This is a genomic window from Lacinutrix sp. MEBiC02595, assembly GCF_053601555.1.
Genome location: NZ_JBSHNU010000222.1, coordinates 243740 through 265693, shown reverse-complemented (window position 1 = coordinate 265693; position 21954 = coordinate 243740). Strand labels below are relative to the sequence as shown.

Sequence of the window (21954 nt, the reverse complement as noted above, 5' to 3'; positions counted from 1 at the left end):
CATTCTATCGTTTAAAAACGACACTTCAGAAATTTACTTTTATAGACCCTTCATTTCATTCCTAATTTCACCTTGTTGTCATAAACAAGATCTCATGGAAGAAATAATTAAAATTTTCATTTATATACATGCGTTTTTTGGCGGACTAGGGTTAATCTCCGGATTAGGTAGTATATTGGTAAAAAAAGGTAGCGTTCCACATAAAAGATTGGGGAAATCATTTTCCATAGGCATGTTAATCAGTTCTTTAATCTCTATTCCCATTTCATTATTGCCGAATCACAAAAACACCTTTCTTTGTTTAATAGGTCTATTTACTATTTATTTAGTACTCTCTGGAAACCAAATACTGACCTTTAAATCTAAAAGGAAGCTAGCTCCAAAACCACTAGATAAAATTATTTCGGGTGGCATGTTAGTCCTTTCTATAACGATGATCTTATTTGGATTTTATGGCTTATTTAAAGGAATCACAGGAAATATCCTTTATCTCTTTTTTGGTGGTTTCGGACTTCTATTAACCATCAGAGATTTTATCTTCTATAAAAACTGTAGAGGCTCTAAAAACGGCTGGCTGACAAATCATGTAGGAAAAATGATTGGAGCATTCATAGCATCTATTACGGCGTTTATAGTGGCAGGATTAGGAATAGGAAGTATCCTTTCTTGGATCTTGCCTTCTCTTCTGGGCACGATTTACATTCTATATTGGAAAAGAAAATTGAAATAGATATTGAAACAAGTGTCCGATGACAAAAAACAAGCCCTTTTAGATTTCTCTAAAAGGGCTTTTATATTTTATAATGTAAGTTTATTACTGCACTGTATTTGCTCTGTTATCTTCAATAGTAGAAGCATCTTTTAAAGCAGTATATAATCTAGAATCTATTGCCATTTGTTTTTGTTGTCCTACTTGGTTAGCAAAAGATTGGTAGTTTGCTAATTCTACTGCAGGAGTAGCTTTAGTTACTTGTACCATATACACACCGTTTTCACCAACAATTAACTTAGAAGTTTCTCCTTCTTTCAAACCAAAAGCAGCACCTACAACTTTAGGCTCTCTACCAACACCAGAAACTGTTGGTGTTTTCATATTAATTGCTAAAGCAGTTCTTACTGTTTGTCCTTCTGCACTTGCAAGATCTTCTAACGTTGTTGCAGAAATTCTACTTTTAATCATGTCTGCTTTTTTAGCTTTACGTATTGCTGGTAAAGCAGTAACAGATGCATTTTGTGTATTCATTAAACCTGCTTTGTTTTTAGCAGTTAATTGCACCACTGCAAAACCATTAGATATCGGGAATTTTTTAACATCACCAACTTCTGCATCTGCTTCAAATGCCCAACGAACAATTGCTCTTTGGCTATTTAAACCAGGAATATTTTCATCTAAAACTTTGATTCCGTCTACAGGACGAACAACAAAGTTACTTTCTTTAGCTATATCTTGAAATTTACCGTTTGCTACAGCGTTTTCAAAACTAGCAGCATCTCTAAATACTTTAGAAATTGTATTTTCACTAGGCTCAATTTTTCTAGCAATCGTTCCTACTTTAATAGTACGTTGCATATTCTTTTGCCCTAAGATTTCAATAATATGATATCCAAAAGTAGTTTCAACTACACCAAAATCACCTGTTTTGTTTTCAAAAGAAAAATCTCTAAATTCTGGAACCATAGCGTTGTACGTAAACCAATCTAAAACTCCTTCTTTCTCATTACTTACTTTATCTGCTGAAAAATCTAATAAGCTAACAAATTTAGATGGCGAAGATTTAACCACGTTCATAATACTATCTGCCGTTACTTTAGCTTGCTCTTTTGTTTGTACTGTTTCTGCTGTTGCAGAACGAGATCCAATAAAAGGTAATAGTATATGTCTTGCTTTTACAGAATCTGGCATTTGTGTTACAGCAACCACTTTAGAAATCTTAAAGTTGTTGGCATCCTTATAAGGACCAAATACTTCACCTACATTTAAATTAAAAATAGTATCTGCAACCGCTACAGGTAAATCTGATTTCTTAATAAAACGATTATCAAATTTAATATCTGAATTTGCATTTACAAATGCTTCGTTGTCTTTTGCTTTTAAGAAACTTAAAACCGTATCATTTCTTTTTGTAACCTCATTATATACCACTTGATCTTTAAAAAGATTGGTTAAGTTTTTCTGGATAGCATTTTCATCTTCAAGAGATGCAACTTCAAGAAACTGCACATAATTAATATTTCTAGAAGCTTCCACAGTATATTGCTTTACGTGGCTATTCATATAGTTTGTAATATCACTATTAGAAACCGTAACGGTACTATCTACGATAGAAGAAAAAGGAACCTGAATAAATTTGATATCTCTTAGATCTCCTTCTAATTTATGTTGTAATTCTCCTTCAGCAAGTGTACCAACCATTCCTGCTTTAACCATATTCACATAGTTTTGGTTCAGTGCATTAGAAGCTACTCCTTCTTCATAATCAATCCATTGTTGGTAAGCTATAGAAGAAGTTTCTTTTAAGCTAGCAATGTATTCGTTCATTTTATTTTCATCAAAAGCACCTGCTTCATTTTGAAAATCTGCATTATTTGATAAATTTGTTCTTAACAAATCACGCATTTGGTCTTTTTCTACTGTAAAACCTAAAGCATCAAATTGTGTTTGCATAACTGCTTGACGTACTTCCTGGTTCCAAACGTTGTTCATCGCTTGTGTGCTCGTTCCGTTTCCTCCCATTTGACGTTGCATTGCTTCTACTTTTTGCATAAAAGCCTCACGTGTAATGTCTTTGCCATTTATTGTAGCTACTACATTTTGTGATTTTGCTGTAAGTGCGTCACTGTTTCTAAACAAATCTGCTAATACAAATGAGAATAATGCTAAAGCAATTACTGCTATTAGTACTAATGATTGTTTTCTAATGTTATTTAAAATTGCCATTGTTGGTATAAATTTTATTCAATATAGTGCGCGAAAATACCATTTTCTATTTAATAATGAAAGGGTTATTTTGATAAAATGAATTTCAAGTGGAAATTGAACTAAAAAAGGAGTTCGGATATCTATTATCCAGTAAAAACTATCATTAAGAAGTTCAAGTTCAAAATAAATATTAAAAACGCTTGCTAAGCCTAGAAGCTGTTTTCTTTTTTATAATTCAAATAAAAAAAGGATATTGTTTATACTACATCTGGTAAAGACAGAGAACCGTTAGATGTAATATCTAAGTTGTAATGGATTACGGAGACTGTAAAATTAATCTTCTTGCAAAACCTTCAGTTCTACTAAATCTATTTTAGTATTTGAAACTTCTAAAATGGTGAATTGAAAATTTTCTATGATTACTATTTCGTCTTTTTTCGGAATTTCCTCGGTATGTGCCACTATTAAACCACCTAAAGTTTCGTAGTTTTCTTCATCTGGCAAATTAATTTTAAACGTTTCGTTTATATAATCGACTTCTATTCTAGCTGAAAATTTATAATTATTTTCATCTAGCTTTTCTTCAATTAAAACTACCGTATCGTGTTCATCCTCAATTTCACCAAAAAGTTCTTCTACAATATCTTCTACTGTCATGATACCAGAAGTCCCTCCGTATTCATCTAATACCACCGCTATACTTTTACGTTTTTTTATTAATCCGTTAAGCACATCGTTTATTAACATGGTTTCTGGCACAAACTCTACAGGAAGTATAATAGACTTTATAGTTTTTGGTTTTTTAAACAACTCAAAGGAGTGCACATAACCTAAAATATCATCTATATTTTCTTTATACACTATAACTTTAGAGCAACCTGTTTCGGTAAAAATAGTATTTAGATTCTTAATAGATTCATGAAGTTCTACCGCAATAATTTCGGTTCTAGGCACCATTACTTCTCTAGATTTTACTTCCGCAAATTCTAAGGCATTTTGAAAGATTTGAATTTCGGTATCTATCTCATCATGCTCTTCTACAGATTCCATTTGCTCACTAATATAATTACCCAGTTCTACTTTAGTAAAAGCTAGTTGCACTTGATCCCCTTCTGTTTTAAAGAATTTTTTCAGTACAAAATCGGAAATCCAAAGTACAAAGTCAGAAATAAAAGTAAAAAGCATATAAAACATATATGCAGGGAAAGCCAATATTTTTAATAAGGAATTGGCATAAATTTGAAAAAACACTTTAGGTAAAAACTCCGCCGTTATTAGTATTACAATAGTTGAAATGATGGTTTGTGTAAACAAACTAAAATCTACAAATAAATAGTTTACTACACTATTGTTAGATGGCAACATAGACTGAAACCAATGGACTAACAAATCTCCCATAAAAAAACCATAAACAACTAAAGCGATATTGTTACCAATAAGCATGGTTGCAATAAACTTGGATGGTTTTACGGTAAGTTTAGAAAGTATTTTGGCAAGAAAGCCGTCTTGCTTTTTTTCAATTTCTATATGTATTTTATTAGAAGATACATACGCGATTTCCATACCTGAAAAAAAAGCGGAAAGTATTAAGCAAACAATTATAATAACAATATATACGCTCATTACTTCGCGTTATTATGGTCTTCAAATTTTTTATTGAATTTTCTACGGAAGAAAAACATAAAAATAGCCAAAGCTGTAAAAGCTAAAGATATATAGGTTCTATTTCTGTCTACACTCCAATTACTTACTGCATCGTATAAAAATAATGCGGCAAAAAACAAGTATATGTATTGAAAAAACTTAGCGGTTTTCATTTTTGGTATTTAGGTTGAAATTTATTTTGCAGCAAAGATAAGTATTATTCCTCAAGTGTGATAATACCATCTATTTCTAAAACTACTGCTTGTTTAAATTCGGAATCGGAGTCAAAACCATTTCCATTGATTAAGTCACGACCTTGTCTAAACGTTACTGGTTTGTTTGTAAATAGCCATTCTTTAGACTGGTCATAATACAATTGCTCTGCAAATAACGTGTCTTTTTTATGCGAAGTTACTATCACATTACCTTGCAGATCTATAAGGTTTGTTTCTTTATATGAAATAGCATAATCTGCTATCACTGTATTTTCCTGATTTAAATCGTCATACATATGTAAGACAACACCTTCTGGGAATTCATTATACCCAAATGCTCTATTTGTAAAGTCTAGCATCTTCGGACTAATAAGATTTGCTGTTACTCTCCCAGAATCTGTATACTTTAAATTTATATCTTCTGCAACACCAATTGGTTGATCTTCTGAAACACCAATTTTTTGCACCTCGTTAAAGTTACTTTTACATGAAAAAAGCATAGCCACAGTTAAAACTGTGGCTATGCTTTTTATATATAAATTCTTGTTTTGCATTATATTTTTGGTACGGTTACACTTCTACCAATCCAACATCCAATACTAATAGACTGTCCTGCTTTTCCTGCAGAGAAAATCTCAGATTTACTTGGCGCTTTAGCTTCATAATTAGCACCTAAACTACTATTACCACCTTTTCTCGCTTCTGCTGCAGCTAACCAGAATACGGCTCTTTTGTTAAAGTTTGTATCTCCACAACTGTTCGCACTAGCAGCATACATGTAAGCAATTTGAACATGAGGACTTTTATCTGAAGGGTTAGCACTTAAAGATTTCATGAAGTATTCTCTTGCTTTACCATAGCTTCCTTTTTGCTTAAAGTCTTTAGCTATTGTATTGTAAAGTTTAGATTTTCTAAAAGGATCTGTTTCTAACTGTAACGTTTGATCAAAATATTGTTGCTCTCCGGTTATTAAATATAAGTAGTATGATGTTTTTGCATTAGGCTCAATGCTGTTTTTTTGTTTTACAACTTTAACAAACATTGGATCTTCTTTACATCCTTTTTCATATAACTTATTCATTGCTCTTTGTAACCAAACACCATTATTCTTATTTTCTTCGTAATCTTTTTGGTATAAAGGAATAAGGTTTGAACAGTTTGCTCTATCTCCTAATTTAGAATCTACACTACCAGAAATTTGTTCGAAAGCGGTTAATGAACTTTCGTAATATCTTTTGTATTGACCATCTTTTTTAGTTAAAGCAGTTCCTGCTTCTTCTTTAGCCATTAATTTATTTAATCCTTCTGAATTGCTTTTTACTTCTGTTTCAATTTTATCAACAACATCATCATACTTATCAAATAATTGTTGGTCTGTTTTCTTTCCAGCATCAAATAAATCTACCATTAAAGAAAAATAAACATACAATGATTTCGCATTTTTAAAGGTTTTTAAATCGGTAGTAAATGCTTTATCAAAAGCTTCATACAATTGGGTATCTGTTAAACCTAATTCGGTTTTATAATCATACATTAATTGTGCTTTATCTGATAACATATCACCTACTTTCGTTTTACTAGGAAAGTGTTCTAATTTTTCATCCCAAAGTTTTAAAAGGTCATTAATAAAAGCAACTTGTTCCGCTCCTGTAGAGTTCTTAATTTTATGTTTTAATATTTTTTCTCCATCTACAGGAATTGCATTGTTAAATTTTGGGTACTTCGTACGCACTTCCATCCAAGGTCCGTAAGCTGCATCAAAATTCCCTGCTTTTACGTATTCGTGAAAGATAGATAGTTTGGTCATAGCTTCTTCGTTTTGCGCAAAGCCAAAACCAAGTCCTAGGAATAATATTGCTAATAATGTGATTTTCGTTTTCATTGTCTTAATAATTTATGCTGTTAGTTATATTTACTTTTTTCGAACCATCTATCATTCAAAGATAAACTTAATTGGAAATTAATAAAATTCTCTTGAATTAAATTCTTGTTCGTTGTTCCTCTTTTACCAAACTCAAAACCTAGGTTTGCATTAGAGAATAAATTTCCAACTGGTAAACCTACTCCAAAAGATATGCCAAACTCATCTATGGACTCTCCATTAATTACTAATCCTGTTTTTTCTGCTCTAACTCCTGCACGATAAACTATACGTTTTATATACGACTTGTATGCATTATAATCCGGAATATAAAAACCACCTAATGAAAAAGTATTACTGTTTTCGTATGTTGTTTCTGTACTTGGATTAGCATAAAGTTCGTTACTAAACTTACTAGTTTCTTGAAAAACACTTTCTACACCAACAAACCATTTTCTTGGCTGACCAATACCAACACCAAAAGAAAATTTAGCTGGTAATGTTAATGTAGTTTCTTTTAATCCTTGTTCTTCTAAATTTGCTTCCAGCGTATTTATTACAAATTCTTGTTCTGTACTTGAAATAATAGTAACGGTATTAATAGATCTTTCGTTTTTAGATTTTAAGTCACTTTTAGGAGAAAAAGTTACCCCAGAAGTCAATTCTAGGTTATTCGTCAATTTCGTTTTATAAGTAAGACCAAGATTATAACTTAAACCACTTAAGTCGGATCTATTATCTTCTCTTGTTTGGTATTGTACTAATTCGCCACCACTGTACACATACTCAATAGTACTTCCTTCAATGTTTCCAAAATTATATTGGGCATCGACACCAACGCTTAAGTCTTTTGTTATTTGGTACCCTGCAGACAAATATGTTCTATTAACGCCACCATCTCCACTAAATTTATTGGTAATATTCTCTGCATCATAGTTTTCTAGTTTATACCCAACAGAAGTGTAAGGCATTAAACCAAAACCAATACCTAATTTCCCTAAAGGTAATGAAATCGCTAGATAATCGAAGGTTGAAGTAGAAGCGCGATCACTATTAGATGCACTTTTTAAATTGGTAGAGGTATGCGTTCCTCCAACAGAAAATATCATTGGACGACCTTCATTGTTATATAACTCTAAATTATCCCCTCCATAAGACGCAGGGTTTCTTAGGTTAACATGTGTACTATCTGTATAAATACTAAGTCCTCCCATACTTCTATTTTCTACGGTACCTTTAAATTTTAGGCTACCAATTCCATAAAACGAATATGGTGAAGAAGTACCTTCTTGAGCGAAACTTTGAATTGCAAAAAAAGCAATAAAAACTATAACCAGTTTTTTTATCATTAGTGTATATTATATTGTAAAATAAAATTTAATCCTTCTAAAAGGAAATTTGAGTTGGCAAATATGCTACTTTTTAATTGTTTAGACAAAAAATTAGCGTCTCCTCCTGTTAAAATAATTGTTAAATCAGGGTATTTTAACTTATATTCTTGAATTGCCCCATCAATTTCAAGTAAAACACCTTGTACAACACCGGAATGCATCGCCGTTGCCGTAGCATCTCCAATAATATTTTTGGGCATCTTTGTTTCTAATAACGGCAAATTTGCTGTAAAATGATGTAATGCTTTATAACGCATTCGTATTCCTGGTGATATTGCCCCGCCTAAGTATTCGTTTTTCTTGGTGATAAAATCGAAAGTAATACAAGTTCCTGCATCAATTATTAAAACATTTTTATTTGGAAATTGTTGCACAGAACCGCTAACCAAAGCAATTCTATCGATTCCTAAAGTTTTAGGAGTACTATATAAATTTGCAAAAGGAACTCTTGTTTCATGATTTAAGATAAGTGTATCATAATATTTTTCAAGATACGCAATATCTGTTTTTCTTAATTTCCCTACGGATGAATAAATGGTTTTCTTAATGCTTTTATATTCTTTTCTAATACTTCTTAAGGTTTTTAAAACCTCTTTGTTTTTCACTTTATGACTAGAGATTATCTTATCCTCCTGAAAAACAGCGATTTTAACAAAGGAATTACCAACATCAATAATTAAGTTCATATTTTTTCTTATGGCTTCAAATTTACAAAATGCGTTATAAATTATATTCTAAATCCCACTTTAATAATTACTTAAAGCAAGATTTTTAATACCAAGAAAAAATAATATAAAATTTTTATAATTTTTTCTTTGTGAATAACAAAAAGGTACATATATTTGCACTCGCAATTTTATGCTACTGGTGCCTTAGCTCAGTTGGTAGAGCAATGGACTGAAAATCCATGTGTCCCTGGTTCGATTCCTGGAGGCACCACCAAAAAAAACCCGATTCTTTTGAATCGGGTTTTTTGGTTTTTAGAAGACACAGACTGTCACAGCTATTGAATTTCTTCTAATAACTAATGCCTTATTCATTTAACCATTCTTATTCTAGCACACTCCTTTACTGTTTTATTACCCAGAGAGAGGCGCTTAAAATAAATTTGTAGTTGTTCGTACTACCAAAAAAAAACCTGTTTATTCGATTCCTATTCAAAACAAACGTTATGTTTTGAAAAAACAGAATCCCTAATCCTATATTTTCTTATTGGAGTTGCATTCTATTCTCCATAAAACTTACATCTCCTGCTTCTGCATCGAATCTGTTAAGATATGGTCTAAATTCTACTACAATCTTTTCAAAATTACTAGTTGTAAGTGGTTTATTAAGAAAACCTGCACAAGAGTTTTGGTTTTCAGCCTTTTTAATGTCCTGAGAGTTCGTTGACGAGGTTAGCATATATATTTTAATTTTGGTTTTGTTTATTCTGGTTAACTTATTAAATTCATCTAAAAATTGAAATCCATCCATTTCTGGCATATTAACATCTAGCAATATTATATCTGGAGTAAACATGGTTGGATAGACATCTTTACCTTCTAAAATTTTCAAAAAAACAATAGCAGCATTCGCACTAGCAAATGTTCTAATATTACTATCAGCATGTACTTTTTCAATAATTTTTTGACCTACAAACAAATCTATCTTGTTGTCATCAACGATCATAATGTTCATATTCATATTTTAAATCTTTTTTATATAGCAGAAGGCAATACCACTTTAAAAACAGAACCGTTTTTAATACTACTTTTAACTGTTATTACTCCTTTTAAATCATCTACCATGTTTTTAACAATATAAAGCCCCAAACCATGCCCTGGCACGTCATATTTATTTGCTCTGTAATACAAATCAAATATTTTATCTATTTTATTCTTATATATTCCAACACCATTATCTTCTATAGTAATTACAACTTCCTTTTCTAATGTTTTTACATCTATATTTACGAAAGCCTTTTCATTTTCTTTTGGTACTCTAGAATACTTTACCGCGTTATGAATTAAATTCTGAAGTATAGAATTTATCATTTCTTGATTAGAATTATAACCAAAAGGGTCTACAACATCAATGTTAAATTTTATGTTATCAAATTTATTTGCACCACTTAACAACACCAGTATACCATCTATTGTTTTAGAAAAATTAATCTTATTAGATTCTTTTTTCTTCGCTGTAACACAGGATGCTTGAGAAAGGTTTTCTGATAATTCTTTTCCGTTTTTTATGACGGTATCTAGCATATCTGTTAAAAAAACAACTCTATCTTGATCTTTTTCTTCTTTTAATAAACTAAGAACTCCTTCTGCAGAAGAAAATGGCGCTTTAAGATCATGTGCTGAGCGATACAAGAACAACTCCAATTCTTCTGTTTTTTTGTTTAATTTATTTTCTAGAGATTTACGATTACTTATATCGAACATCATAGCACAATAAAAAATATTTTCACCAACATTACCATTACTTAAAGCAAACTCTACAGGAAAATGCTCTCCGTTTTTACGTAGACAACACATCTCAATGATATCTACATTCTGTTTATTTTTTATCTTATTAACGACTCTTAATAACTCTTTAATATTCCCGTTTCTATACTTTTTAGACATTAAAACCGTTAGTGATCTACCAATTATCTCCTCTTCTGCATAACCAAAAGCAGCCTCTGCTCCTTTATTCCATTCGGTAACATTACCTTTTTCATCTGCTACTACAATAATACCGACATTAATAGATTGATAGATTGCTCTAAATTTTGCCTCGCTATCTATAAGATCATCACTTAAATCTTTAAAATCTGTAATTTCACGCAAAGCAATTGTTGAAGAAATAATCACGCCCAACTTGTCATAATTTGGGGAAACTACTGCCGAAAAGAATATTTTTTTACCATTGGAATCAAAATCATACAATTCAAACTGGTTTATTGCTTTATCTATATAAACCTTATCTATATTATTTTTAAAGGCCTCAAAGCTTGTAGTAATAAAATAATCATAGATATAGGTACCAATTAACTCCCCGATTTCTTTATTGCAAAAATTCTTATTCGCATTTAAAATCTTCCCATGTCTTGTAATAGTAAACACATTTAAAGGCATGGATTGCAAAAAACTCTCATTAGTGGATTTACATGCTACAAGCTTTTCATTCTCGTTGTGATATTTAGTAACATCTTTATAAATGGACAAGTACTTCAGTCCTTTCTCTCCTTCGTTTCTTATAGGTATAATAGTTGTATCTAACCAAAATATTTTTCCTGTACTAGAAACATCTGTTAAGACCCCATTCCATTTTTTTTCCATTTTAATGGTTCTCCAAAGGTTTTTATATATTTCCCCTGAATAAAGAGGTGACTTTAGTAGTTTATGCGTTTCACCAACTAACCGGTTAGCATCACATTCTAAAATTTCACAAAATTTATCATTCGCATATTCTATTCTGCCTAACGCATCTGTTACAGATACAATAGAATTTTCAATAACATCCACTAGTACGCTATCATTAAGAACATGAGAAAGGTTATATTTGATTGCTTCCATAGAAATTGTTTTTAGTTTCTACACAATATTCTCTTGCAGATTCTAGATTATTAAATACACCAAAAGGAGTAATAGGCTCATAAATTCTTTTGTACGAAGCGATCACTAGTTTTATTTCCATAGAATTAAAAACAAAGGCTTCTGAAATTTTTAGTTTACTTAATATTGCAGAGTTCGCTAATAAATTAGCGGTTTCACGAGTATATGTTCCTCGGGTATCTCTGGAATCAATTAGAAAAGGCATCGCTTTGCCTTCACATAATTTAACAATTGCGTCTATATATCGTTTTATCTTACTTGTTTCTAATTTAGAATTCGCATCCTTATTTCTAAACTGACAATAAAGAATATCATTGTCTGTCCAAAATTTAGAATTTCCGATCTCAATCATGTCTTTCATACTAATTGTCATAGGTTACAGAATTAAAAATTGCATAATTTTGATTACTATATTGTATTGCCAAATCGGGGTCTTTAAAAATTAAATTTGGCACATTAGAATCACTAAACATTACATAAAAGGAAAGAAGTATTTTATGCTTATAATTTTTTACTAAAAATGCTTTTGACAGGACAGCACTTTTGATTTTAATATTGCTTGATAAAAGTTTAAATAGTTTCACCGAAAGCGCACTATTAATCTCTTTAAAATCAAATATTACAGGTAAATAAGCACTATCTGACAACAATGAAATAGCCTCACAAAATATATCTTGAATATCTTTATCTGAATAGTCTACATCAGAATCATCATATAATTTACAATAGACAATTTTCTGGTCTACCCAAAATTTAATATTGTTTATTAGTATTTCGTTTCTCATTATTATCCTTTAGAAAAAACTAAACCAATAGGAGTGCCAAAAGTTTAATTCACATAAAAAAAATACGCAACACTTTGTAAATCAATTTATTGCGTATTTTTATTTCAATTAGAGAAGACTAATAAAGCATCGTTATACCACGAATTCTAAAGACAAAACAGAACAACTAACGGTATTCCGTCACTTATTTTATATTAAGGTTTAATGAAAAAACAGCTAGAGATGAGCTACCAGACCCAACTAATCTTTGTGCCCATATTTCGATATAATCATCTGGAGCAAGTTCTACCGTTCCAGTAATAGAATTACTAGAAATATCGGATGTATTATTAACACGCATTAAGGTATTTGTTTCTACCAATGTTGTAGATCCATTTTTTCTAATAAAAAAGGCGTAATAATTACCAACTGTGGTAGATCCTCTAACAGATAAAGATGCATTGATTTGAAATGTTCTCGTCTTTTTTCCTAAATAAGTAATTCTATTATCTTGAGGAGAAGACATTCTCATTAAGTTTACTGCAGTAGTAGAATTTGAGTTACCATTTCCTGCCAGGTTTAATGCGCTTCCATTGGTAACACTTTGCCCGAAACCAGTAGTAATCGTTCCATCATAATAAATATTTCCCGTTGCAACTTGATCAGATTCTACAGGTAAACCTGGGCAATCTACTGTCCATGCATTAGTAAAACTATATCCTGCATAAGAACCTACTGTATATCTTTTAACATACTGTGTACTAGTACCACTAAAACTAGCCCCTGTTAATATACCGTATAAAACCACAGGATTAGAACTAACATCTATACCAACAGCAGCACCATTCATTTGAGAAAAACCTCCTTGTTTTTCAAGAATATTAAAAGTTCCTGTAAACGTTTCATAGGTTCCTAAATTAGTAGAAAACCATCCCATATTACTCAGTAATAATTGGTTAACATTACTATATGTTATTCCTGTTGTATTTCCTAAAAACTGAACAATACTCAAAAAAGCTAATCCATATCCATCAATAGTACCTACAGATGTTGAATTTTTCACTATAGCGTCTCTAAAAACAAAACCATCAGCAGCCGTTCCTGTCATGTTAAAAACAGTTCCTCCTGTCGCTGTAAGTGTCACATTTTTTATAGTTCCTCCAGTAGTTCCTACAAACATAGTTCCACCAGTTTTAGTTAAGATATCTTCATTAGTATCAATTCCTGTTACATAAGCGTTATTTAAATCTATGGATTGCGCCAAAGTAATTTCCCCATTTATTTCATATAAAGTATCTGAAGATAATAAATACTTACTCCCTCCACCAGCTGCAAGCTCTGCACTTAAATCTGCTGCTGAACTTATAATTTTATGTTTATTTCTAGACTTGGAATCCATTTTAGTCCAAGAACTAGAATTATAAAAATAAAATGCATTTTCAGTAATATCAAATACTAGCAAACCATTTGCTGGGCTAGAAATTGCAATTCTCTGCGTTGATGTCATTCTTGGCGCTAACATACCTTTACTGGTAGAGGTTAAGTCGAGCATAGCGGAAGCGTCTGGTGTTAATGTTCCCACTCCTACTTGAGCAAATGCACTATAATTGCAACTAGTACAAATTGCTATGGTTAATACGGTTAATTTTAGTTTAAAATTTTTCATAATTAATAGGTTAAGATTTTTTGCATTAATTCGCGATTTGTTGTTTGTACTTTTACCAAATAAATCCCGTCACTATGGTTAAATGGTATTTCTATTCTGTCTTTATTATTAAGGTTCGTATCTAGCGTTAAAACTTCTTGTCCTAAAATATTAAATATTGCGACCTTTTTTAATGCAAGTTGATCCTGGTTACTTACCACGATGTTATTGTTTCCATCATAAAAGATCTTGATGTTTTTAGTTTCTTCCGCGTCTACAGATAGCGTTTCTGACGGCGCAAAAACAATAGAATATCTATCCAAATACTGTCCTATTGGTAAATTGACATTAAAGCTAGACCCAGTTAAACTATGTGTAGTATTTAAAATATTATCTTTTAAATAAATCGGTCCTAAAAAATTCTCTATTTCATCGATCATAATTTGATGAGAACCAGCTTCGCTAATCAACAACCCTAACGGAAACTCCAGTGCTTCATTAAAACTATCTAATCCTTGAATAGCATATTTTTTATTTACATCCTCCTCTATTACAAAAAACAAATCATCGTTTCTATACTCATTTAACACTGCATCATAACCTTGGTTATAATTAATATCTGCAGTAGAACTAGGCATAAAAGCTAAAAGCAATTGTCTATGAAATCCTTCAGGATCCTCATAACCTATTCGTATATATTGATTATTGACAGTGTATTCTGGATCTTCATCTGTATCCTCCGAAGATTTATAAAAAATAGCATCTCCTGTAGATTCTGTTTTAAATTTTCTTTGTGAATTATTAAAAAGAACAGATCCGCTTCCGTAGGCACTAACAAAAAAACCTTGACCAACTGGAACATATCGCTTAGGAGCTGTAACACTTCCCGAATTACCCATACCTGCAATTAAAGGAGATGAAACAGAAGGAGGAATACCTCCAGATAAATTACGTATCGCGTAACCACCTAAATAATCTGTAGTAGCATGCGAATTTGAACCTCCATCTACCCAAAAATAAAGAGCATCGAGCATAGATAAATTATCTTGTATAAATTTAGTAGCATCTAATGCGGAAGGATACGGATTACCTAATAAGGATTCTTCTCCTGCATTTATAGGCATTAGATATTCGCCGTTATTAGGCGCGCCGTAATACACATAGTTTTGATTCGCAGAAAGCGTATTACTACCTTTCATAGTATAACCTTCTGCTGGATTTATAACACTAGTAGCATTCAAACCAACCCAGTCTCCATATGCTCCCGTTCCTTGTAAGTATGAATATATCCATCTCGTATTAAGCGTCAAGGAAGTAGTCACATTACTACCACCATCTAATACAGATGGCGCCCCATTGTATGGAGAGCTACCACTAAATAACATTTGTTGCGGGCTAAATGGGTTTTGACTGGCATCTGTACCATCATACTTATTTCCTAACAAAGAGAATGTCCCACCACTATTCACTGGTGCCGACCAATAATTAAATTTAAATCCGGACGCATATCCTTGCTGGTCTATTAATATTTTACCAGAGCCAATAGAGTTAGCATTTACACCAAGATGTGTTTGAATAAGCTGCGCCTCGTCTATTAACCTAACATCGCCACTCACTAAATTTAATGCATTGCTAATATTTAAAGCAAAACCATCTGCTACAGAAAGGCCTTTCTGACTCGCTGCCGTAATATCTACTTCTAAATTATTAAAATTAACAGCAGATGAAGAACCGGAAATACTGAGTAACGGGTTTGCTGCACTTTTAAAATACGTGGTTCCAGAAGCAGAGGAAGTAGCCCCATTATTTACAAAACTATTGTTTAAATAAAGGTTTCCGTTACTGTCATGCACACCACTCGTTTTATTTGTGTATTCATTTTCAAAATACACACTTGTTGCTGGTTCAATTTCCAATATGCCTTCATTCACAATTTGTGAATAACCACATAAAAAGGTAAAAAGAAGGAAGCAATTACAAATAAAATATTTCTTTCTCATAGGTTAAGGTTTGGGGTTAGAATAAATTTGTTTAATAGCTATTTAAAATTAAAAGGGATTATTATTTTTATAGATCACTAACTTAATGCGTTATACATCTTGTTATTTTTATTACAATAGAGCTTTGCAGATTGAAAATTTTTAAAAACCGCATCCGGAATAATAGTTATATCCATGATGTTTTGAACCATTAAAAAAAACTTCAAACGGTAAGAGTCTACCAAGAAGGTTTCCGAAAGTACTATGGATTTAATTTTTGAATTATTAGACAAAAACCTAAAAGCTTTTATTCCGGTATAAAAATCGAGCGCTTCTAAGTTTATTAAAATAGGCATATGAGTACCTCTTGATAACTTAGAAATAGCCTGAACAAAGATTTCTTCTAAATCGTTATCCAAATCTTTTTCGTTCAAATCATTAAACACGTTACAGAAGATTATATTTTGATCTACTCTAAACTTAAAACTATTTGTTAACTTCTTGTTTTCCATAGTATTATTTTGAAAAACGTATTTCAATACAGATGCCAAAAACCGTTAGGGACCAAAAAAAAATCATAAAGCGCTCACAATAAACGCTTTATGATTTAAATATAAATTTTGGACAATATTAAAAACATCGCTATACCGCACATTTTTAAGATAAAAAGCAACGATTAACGGTATTCCGTCAATTTTATTGCATTTTCGAGATTTCTAGTTTAGTCATTCTATCCCGTAACGTACTAGGCTTTAAATGAAGTACAACAGCCGCTCCTTTAGGCCCACTTATTTTCCAGTTACATTGTTCTAACACATAGATAATATGATTACGCTGCACTGCGTCAAGAGTGAGATCTTTATTGTTAATTGGTTTCGCCTTTTGTGTAGAAGACTCAAAACCCGGAACTACCAAGGTTTCTGTATTAGACAAAATAGAAGCACGTTCTATTAAGTTTTCTAATTCTCTTATATTTCCTGGCCAATTGTATGCTTTTAACTGACTCATAGCGTCATCGGTAATATATTGGATGCTTTTTCCGTAAGCCTTATTAAATTTATCTACAAAATGCTCTACCAATAAAGGAATATCATCTTTTCTATCCCTTAAAGGAGGGACTTCTATTGGAAACACATTAAGACGGAAATACAGATCTTCTCTAAACTCCTTTTTCTGAATGGCATCTTTTAAATTTCGGTTGGTTGCAGCAATTACTCTAACATCTAATTTTTTCATTCCTGTAGTACCACCAACAACCTCAATTTCTCCTTCTTGCAAAAATCGTAATATTTTTGGTTGCATATCTAACGGCAACTCCCCTATTTCATCTAAAAACAAAGTACCTTTATCTGCCAATTCAAACTTCCCAATCTTATCATTAATAGCCCCTGTAAAGGAACCTTTTTTATGACCAAATAATTCACTTTCAATTAACTCTCTAGGTATTGCGGAACAATTCACCTTAATTAACGGTTTATTATTACGCAAACTAATATTATGGATCGCTCTTGCTAATAATTCTTTCCCAGTTCCAGATTCCCCCAACAATAACACCGTAGCATTTGTTGGCGCCACCTTTTCAACCTCTGTAAGAACATTACTAAATTCTTCACTACCATACACCATTTCTTCATAATTAAATACTAGATCTAACTCGTTTCTTAGATATACATTTTCTTGTTCTAACTGGTTTCTTAATACATTTAGTTCCTTATTAGCTTCTGTTAGTTTCTGGTTTGTAATTAAAATTTTATTTTCTGCTGATTTTCGCTCGGTACTTTCCACCATTAAAGATACTAGATTAGCAATAGAAGTAGCAAACTCCTCTTCATCGGTAGTCCAAACATGCGTAGTATCTACTTGTTCAAAACATAAAACCCCATAAACCTCATCTGCACCTTGAATAGGAATACTTAATTTAGATTTTATATTTAGCGGGATAAGGTAATCCTCTATAAAACCTGTAGAAAGCGCATGACTAATAGCATGGGAAGCTGAAACTATTTTATTTTCAATTAACGCATCAAAAAAGCGGTTATTACCTTTTTTAGAATAGACTTGGCCGCTTTCATATTCCCTATTTGTTTGCGAGTATAATTTCTCGCAAAACATTTCTGTTTTATTCTTATTAAATTTGAGAACACTTCCTCTCTCCACATTTAAGGTTTTTGCAGAAAGCTCTGTAATTCTATTTAATGCTTCTTTATAATCTGTACCAACTAAGCTAGCCAATTCGATAATGACATTTTTTCTTTCTAATGATTTTTTGGCATTTTCCTCTAACAACCTTTTTGCCTTCTCTTCTTCCGATACATCCTTCACTGTTGCAAATATGGCTATAACTTCTCCATTATCATTTTTTATATTTCCAGCTGAAAATGAAGCTGTAAATTGTGTACCATTTTTTCTAACAAATTCAAATTGAAAGGATGGCGCTTCTCCTTTAGCTACTTTTATTTCAATTTCTTGCATTCTTTCTAAGTCCTCTGCTTTCACAAATGGATATGGTAACTCCATACCAATAAGCTCTTGTTCTGAATACCCCAGAATTTCACATAATGCCTCGTTTACTTTTATAATTCTACCAGGCATATCTAGCATAAGCAACCCTTCTTGCATAGACATGATAAGCCTGTCATTAAATTCTTTAGCTAGTTTTAAATCTACTTCCGATTTTCTTCGAACTGTAATATCTTCTACCGTAGCAAAATTGGCTGTTTTTACACCATTTTCGTCATATATACTAGAAACCAATACATGCACAGGAAAACGCTCTCCATTTTTTCGCATGTATGTATTTTCATAATCTTTATTATTTTTATTTTGTATTAATAACTTATAACGATTGGTATTTTCTTTTTTTAATTCAGGTGGTGAAAAAGGATATGGACGCTTAACTCCTATTAATTCTTTTTCCGTAAAACCTGTCATTTTACAAAACGAAGGGTTTACGCTAATTATTTCGGAGTCTAGATTTATGGCATATAAGCCTTCATGCATTCCACTTAAAAGACTGGATGAAAAATCATTGGCTATTTTTAAATCTAATTCGGCTTTTTTACGTTCGGTAATATCTTGAATAGTACCAACAAAACTGTTGGCTACTCCATTAACATAAACAACTTCGCCTAAACCTTGAATCCATTTTAATTCCTTTTTGTTTTTAGTCAGGATTCGATATTCTAAATCAAATTTTCGTTTATGTTTTAGACTTTTGAAAACATTTTCTTTAATGAGAGACCTATCTTGAGGGTGGACTACTGATTTCCATAGATCAAAATCTACTATAGTATTCTTATCTATTCCTATAATATCATTAAAGGTGATAGAGGTAACACCTATTAATTTTTTTACATCTAAATTAAAACTACCTATTTTTGCTACTTCCTGAGCTGCTAATAGTGATTTTTCACTTTCTTGAATTTTTAACTCTGCTTGTTTACGATGGGTAACATCTTGCATGGTACCAATCATTTTTACAGATTGTCCTTCACTATCATAAATAAATTCGCCAGTACCATGTACCCAAATTTCTTCTTTAGATTCTAATTTAATGACTCTATATTCTTTGTCAAACTTTCTATTATTTTGGATGCCGTTTTCTAAATAATTAAACATCAACTCTCTTTCATCTGGATGAATAATACGAACCCAACTCTCAATTGTTTTCGCATAGGATTCCGGGATACCGAAAACACTATTTAAAACAGGGGAAGACTCCCAACTTCTTGTGCGTAAATCTAAAACATAAGAACCAATATTAGCAACTACTTGAGATTGCCTTAAACTGTATTCACTTTCTTGAAGTTTTATTTCTGAATGTTTCCTATTCGTAATATCCTGTATGGTACCAATTATTTTTACAGGATTCCCTTCGGTGTCAAAAATTAATTCTCCAACACCATGCACCCAAATTTCTTCATTAGTATCTAGTTTTAAAACTCGATACTCTTTATTAAACCTTTTATTATTTACAATACAATACTCTAAATAACTACGTATTTCCTCTTTATCTTCAGGATGAATACGCTCCCCCCAACTTTCAATTGTTTTAGCATACGATGCATCTATACCAAAAAGAGTATACAAGAATAAGGAGCCTTCCCAAGTCATTGTTTTTAAATCTATAGCGTAAGAGCCTATATTACCAACTATTTGAGATTGTCTTAAATTATATTCGCTTTCTTGAAGTTTTAATTGCGCTTTTTTACGCTCTGTAATATCTTGCGTAGTACCAATAATTTTTATAGGGTTTGCATCGTCATCAAAAAGGAACTCTCCCCTAACGTGTACCCAAATTTCTTCGTTATCATCTACTCTTACAGCTTTGTATTCTAAATTAATTTTCTTTCTATTTAGAACACAATTCTCATAATAAGCTAATACTTCTTCTCTTTGATCTGGATGAATAATATCACTCCAACCTTTCTTTGTTCTTAGATAGGATTTATTAATTCCAAAAATCTTGTTAAGAACAGCAGAACTCTCCCAAATCTTTGTAAGAATATCTACAGTATAAGACCCAATATTGGCAACTATTTGAGATTGTCTTAAGTTATATTCGCTTTCTAAAAGTTTTTCTTCTGCTCTTCTACGCTCGGTTACATCCCGTGCAATACCAAGTATTTTACCGTCTTTTTGCAGTTTTGCAGAGACTTCTAAATCTAATAAAGATTTGTCCTTACGCAGAAACTTTCTAGCAAAAATAACGGCTTCACCAGCAAGTAATCGCTCGTGATTTTCTGGGTTTTGAACAAAACCACCAATATTAAAATCTTGAATTCTTAGGTTTAAAAACTCGCTTTTGGTATATCCCAAACTAGTATAGGCCGATTTATTAAAATCGTGTATTTCGCCATCTAAAGAATAGGAAATTATAGCATCATTCGCCTGATCAATTAATGCTCTATACGATTCATCTTTCTTCTTAATTTCTGCTACAATTCTAGATTTCTCAATTGCAATATTGACTAGATTTAACGTGAAATTAAGTTCGCGAATATCACTTAATGAAGGTGTACTTATAGCCTTGCTATAAATAGCAAAAGTACCTATAACAGCCTTGTGTTCTGAAAGAATAGGAATAGACCAACACGCGTACAAATGGTGTTCTAGCGCAATGTCTTTATAATCTACCCATAACGGATCTGTACTTATATCTGAAACAATAACGGTCTTTCCCGTAAATGCTGCTGTACCGCAAGAGCCAGCATTTTCACCTATGACAAGTCTTTTTATAGCTAAAGTATAAAGTTCTGGCATGGAAGGTCCAGAAGATAAATTAAGATGTATACCATCTTCATCCATTAAACTAATAGAGCCATAATAACCTGGATGAACAGATTGATAGTTTAAAAGCAAACGGTCAAAAATCTCATTTAAAGGTGTATTTATGGAAATTAAATCTAGTATTTCATTTTTATGAATTAATAATTGCTCCGCTTTTTCTCGTTCTAAAACCTCTTTTTCGAGATCTAAATTTTTATGCTCCAACTTACTAATTAAGCGTTTGCTATAAAGCTTTAAAACTTCTTCCTCTGTAAATTTGACATTTTTAGCAGGCTCTGCGTCTGGTTTAACTTTACCAAATAGATCTTGAACTACTGCTATTATCTTATTTTGGTCTGTTGGTTTCCTTAGAAATTGATCTGCTCCTAATTTTATAGCAAAATCTTCATCAAGCGCTTCCGTATACGTAGACGTATAAAAAATAAATGGGATGTTTTTAAAGGATTCCTCCTTTTTACAAGCTTGACAAAACATATACCCATCCATGACAGGCATTAAGATATCTGATATAATTAAGTCCACACTACATTCGCGTAGTTTTTCTAAACCTTCTTTACCGTCTTTGGCTTCTACAACCACATAACCAACTTCCTCAAGTATAACTCTAAGTAAATATAGGTTTTCAAAAGTATCATCTACTATTAATATAGTCTTCATGCCTT

The 21954-nt window shown here is 31.8% G+C and carries 16 protein-coding genes and 1 tRNA gene; 2 read left to right on the top strand and 15 right to left on the bottom strand.

What is annotated here, in order from left to right; translation table 11 throughout:
- The first annotated feature begins 94 nt into the window (after positions 1-94).
- Entirely contained in the window at positions 95-730 is a 636-nt protein-coding gene (locus tag ACVCZW_RS11030; protein ID WP_452232440.1) for a hypothetical protein, read from the top strand.
- Between the two features lie 84 nt (positions 731-814).
- On the opposite strand, the gene ACVCZW_RS11025 is transcribed toward ACVCZW_RS11030, so the two are convergent.
- The 7 genes from ACVCZW_RS11025 to ACVCZW_RS10995 all read right to left on the bottom strand — a co-directional run bounded on the left by ACVCZW_RS11025 (position 815) and on the right by ACVCZW_RS10995 (position 8717).
- Positions 815-2938 carry a peptidylprolyl isomerase gene (locus ACVCZW_RS11025; RefSeq protein WP_452229758.1) on the bottom strand — a complete coding sequence of 708 codons (2124 nt, stop codon included), beginning with the start codon at positions 2936-2938 and terminating at the stop codon, positions 815-817.
- Between the two features lie 315 nt (positions 2939-3253).
- A complete protein-coding gene (locus tag ACVCZW_RS11020) occupies positions 3254-4543 on the bottom strand; it encodes a hemolysin family protein (protein WP_452229757.1) in 1290 nt (429 codons plus the stop codon).
- Positions 4543-4737: a hypothetical protein gene (locus ACVCZW_RS11015; RefSeq protein ID WP_452229756.1), complete on the bottom strand. Its 195-nt coding sequence runs from the start codon at positions 4735-4737 to the stop codon at positions 4543-4545. The genes ACVCZW_RS11020 and ACVCZW_RS11015 overlap by 1 nt, the downstream gene beginning before the upstream one ends.
- Before the next feature lie 44 nt (positions 4738-4781).
- The gene (gene lptC / locus ACVCZW_RS11010) at positions 4782-5333 is read right to left on the bottom strand and encodes an LPS export ABC transporter periplasmic protein LptC (RefSeq protein WP_452229755.1); all 552 of its coding nucleotides are present in this window, start codon (positions 5331-5333) and stop codon (positions 4782-4784) included.
- Positions 5333-6661, bottom strand: a complete 1329-nt coding sequence (locus ACVCZW_RS11005; protein ID WP_452229754.1) for a hypothetical protein — start codon at positions 6659-6661, stop codon at positions 5333-5335. The genes lptC and ACVCZW_RS11005 overlap by 1 nt, the downstream gene beginning before the upstream one ends.
- A gap of 20 nt (positions 6662-6681) precedes the next feature.
- Entirely contained in the window at positions 6682-7989 is a 1308-nt protein-coding gene (locus ACVCZW_RS11000) for a hypothetical protein (RefSeq protein WP_452229753.1), read from the bottom strand.
- Positions 7989-8717 (bottom strand): type III pantothenate kinase, encoded by a 729-nt coding sequence (locus ACVCZW_RS10995; RefSeq protein ID WP_452232439.1) that lies wholly within the window; start codon positions 8715-8717, stop codon positions 7989-7991. Before ACVCZW_RS10995 ends, ACVCZW_RS11000 begins: the two co-directional genes overlap by 1 nt.
- Positions 8718-8897: 180 nt before the next feature.
- Between ACVCZW_RS10995 and ACVCZW_RS10990 the strand changes: the two genes are divergently transcribed.
- Positions 8898-8973: transfer RNA gene (locus ACVCZW_RS10990), tRNA-Phe, on the top strand.
- A gap of 267 nt (positions 8974-9240) precedes the next feature.
- Here ACVCZW_RS10990 and ACVCZW_RS10985 read toward each other — a convergent pair.
- The 8 genes from ACVCZW_RS10985 to ACVCZW_RS10950 all read right to left on the bottom strand — a co-directional run bounded on the left by ACVCZW_RS10985 (position 9241) and on the right by ACVCZW_RS10950 (position 21949).
- Entirely contained in the window at positions 9241-9717 is a 477-nt protein-coding gene (locus ACVCZW_RS10985) for a response regulator (RefSeq protein ID WP_452229751.1), read from the bottom strand.
- 14 nt (positions 9718-9731) lie between these two features.
- Positions 9732-11576: a PAS domain S-box protein gene (locus ACVCZW_RS10980; protein WP_452232438.1), complete on the bottom strand. Its 1845-nt coding sequence runs from the start codon at positions 11574-11576 to the stop codon at positions 9732-9734.
- Positions 11557-11988: a DUF7793 family protein gene (locus ACVCZW_RS10975; protein WP_452232437.1), complete on the bottom strand. Its 432-nt coding sequence runs from the start codon at positions 11986-11988 to the stop codon at positions 11557-11559. Before ACVCZW_RS10975 ends, ACVCZW_RS10980 begins: the two co-directional genes overlap by 20 nt.
- Positions 11978-12400 carry a DUF7793 family protein gene (locus ACVCZW_RS10970; protein WP_452232436.1) on the bottom strand — a complete coding sequence of 141 codons (423 nt, stop codon included), beginning with the start codon at positions 12398-12400 and terminating at the stop codon, positions 11978-11980. Before ACVCZW_RS10970 ends, ACVCZW_RS10975 begins: the two co-directional genes overlap by 11 nt.
- 184 nt (positions 12401-12584) lie before the next feature.
- Positions 12585-14045, bottom strand: coding sequence for a hypothetical protein (locus tag ACVCZW_RS10965; RefSeq protein ID WP_452232435.1), 1461 nt, complete (start codon positions 14043-14045; stop codon positions 12585-12587).
- A 2-nt stretch (positions 14046-14047) separates the two neighbouring features.
- The gene (locus ACVCZW_RS10960) at positions 14048-16024 is read right to left on the bottom strand and encodes a T9SS type A sorting domain-containing protein (protein ID WP_452232434.1); all 1977 of its coding nucleotides are present in this window, start codon (positions 16022-16024) and stop codon (positions 14048-14050) included.
- Positions 16025-16101: 77 nt separating this feature from the next.
- Entirely contained in the window at positions 16102-16515 is a 414-nt protein-coding gene (locus ACVCZW_RS10955) for a hypothetical protein (RefSeq protein ID WP_452229745.1), read from the bottom strand.
- 184 nt (positions 16516-16699) lie between these two features.
- Complete coding sequence (locus ACVCZW_RS10950) at positions 16700-21949, bottom strand: PAS domain S-box protein (RefSeq protein ID WP_452232433.1); 5250 nt, start codon at positions 21947-21949, stop codon at positions 16700-16702.
- Between the last annotated feature and the right edge of the window lie 5 nt (positions 21950-21954).

Bases quoted from the DNA above. Each gene is read 5' to 3' on its own strand.
- ACVCZW_RS11030 (WP_452232440.1), top strand. From the start codon at position 95: ATGGAAGAAATAATTAAAATTTTCATTTATATACATGCGTTTTTTGGC.
- ACVCZW_RS11025 (WP_452229758.1), bottom strand. From the start codon at position 2,938: ATGGCAATTTTAAATAACATTAGAAAACAATCATTAGTACTAATAGCA.
- ACVCZW_RS11020 (WP_452229757.1), bottom strand. From the start codon at position 4,543: ATGAGCGTATATATTGTTATTATAATTGTTTGCTTAATACTTTCCGCT.
- ACVCZW_RS11015 (WP_452229756.1), bottom strand. From the start codon at position 4,737: ATGAAAACCGCTAAGTTTTTTCAATACATATACTTGTTTTTTGCCGCA.
- lptC (WP_452229755.1), bottom strand. From the start codon at position 5,333: ATGCAAAACAAGAATTTATATATAAAAAGCATAGCCACAGTTTTAACT.
- ACVCZW_RS11005 (WP_452229754.1), bottom strand. From the start codon at position 6,661: ATGAAAACGAAAATCACATTATTAGCAATATTATTCCTAGGACTTGGT.
- ACVCZW_RS11000 (WP_452229753.1), bottom strand. From the start codon at position 7,989: ATGATAAAAAAACTGGTTATAGTTTTTATTGCTTTTTTTGCAATTCAA.
- ACVCZW_RS10995 (WP_452232439.1), bottom strand. From the start codon at position 8,717: ATGAACTTAATTATTGATGTTGGTAATTCCTTTGTTAAAATCGCTGTT.
- ACVCZW_RS10985 (WP_452229751.1), bottom strand. From the start codon at position 9,717: ATGAATATGAACATTATGATCGTTGATGACAACAAGATAGATTTGTTT.
- ACVCZW_RS10980 (WP_452232438.1), bottom strand. From the start codon at position 11,576: ATGGAAGCAATCAAATATAACCTTTCTCATGTTCTTAATGATAGCGTA.
- ACVCZW_RS10975 (WP_452232437.1), bottom strand. From the start codon at position 11,988: ATGACAATTAGTATGAAAGACATGATTGAGATCGGAAATTCTAAATTT.
- ACVCZW_RS10970 (WP_452232436.1), bottom strand. From the start codon at position 12,400: ATGAGAAACGAAATACTAATAAACAATATTAAATTTTGGGTAGACCAG.
- ACVCZW_RS10965 (WP_452232435.1), bottom strand. From the start codon at position 14,045: ATGAAAAATTTTAAACTAAAATTAACCGTATTAACCATAGCAATTTGT.
- ACVCZW_RS10960 (WP_452232434.1), bottom strand. From the start codon at position 16,024: ATGAGAAAGAAATATTTTATTTGTAATTGCTTCCTTCTTTTTACCTTT.
- ACVCZW_RS10955 (WP_452229745.1), bottom strand. From the start codon at position 16,515: ATGGAAAACAAGAAGTTAACAAATAGTTTTAAGTTTAGAGTAGATCAA.
- ACVCZW_RS10950 (WP_452232433.1), bottom strand. From the start codon at position 21,949: ATGAAGACTATATTAATAGTAGATGATACTTTTGAAAACCTATATTTA.